Annotated in this window: 1 pseudogene; it reads left to right on the forward strand. The window is 47.5% G+C overall.

Annotation, left to right across the window (positions count from 1 at the left end):
• Window positions 1-587, forward strand: a pseudogene (locus R7Q48_RS29265) (sodium-dependent transporter); the annotation flags it as partial.

Consider the following 587-nt stretch of genomic DNA (forward strand, 5'->3'; position numbering starts at 1 on the left):
TCCTTGCTGGTGTCGCGATGTTCCCTGCAATGTTTGCTTTTGGCATGGAGCCAGCAGCCGGCCCAGGTCTGGTGTTCGTCGTTGTTCCTCAATTGTTCGCGGAAATGGGCGGTGTGATTGGTTTGCTACTTGCGCTTCTGTTCTTCATCGGATTAACGGTAGCGGCGCTTACCTCTTCGGTTTCATTGTTAGAAGTAGTGGTTTCTTACCTTATCGATGAGAAAGGCATGAAACGTTCTAACGCAGTAGTTTCAGCAAGTGTCGTGATGGCATCACTTTGTGTCTTTGCATCGCTTTCGCTAGGCGGTATGGGACCAACGCTATTTGGTACTGGCGCATTCGATATCTTCGACCTACTGACAGACAAAATCTTCCTAGCGGTTGGGGGTATGTTGGTATGTATCTTTGCTGGCTGGCGCTTAAATCGTGCAGAGCTTGAAAAAGAAATCACGAATGATGGCGAAGTATCATTCCCACTATTTGGTTTATGGTACAACCTCGTTAAATACGTCATTCCGGTAGCGATTGCTATTGTTGCCTTCATGGGCATTAAGTCTGGCTTCGATAGCGGCAAAGGCGAAATCATG

The organism is Vibrio sp. 378, from assembly GCF_033339435.1.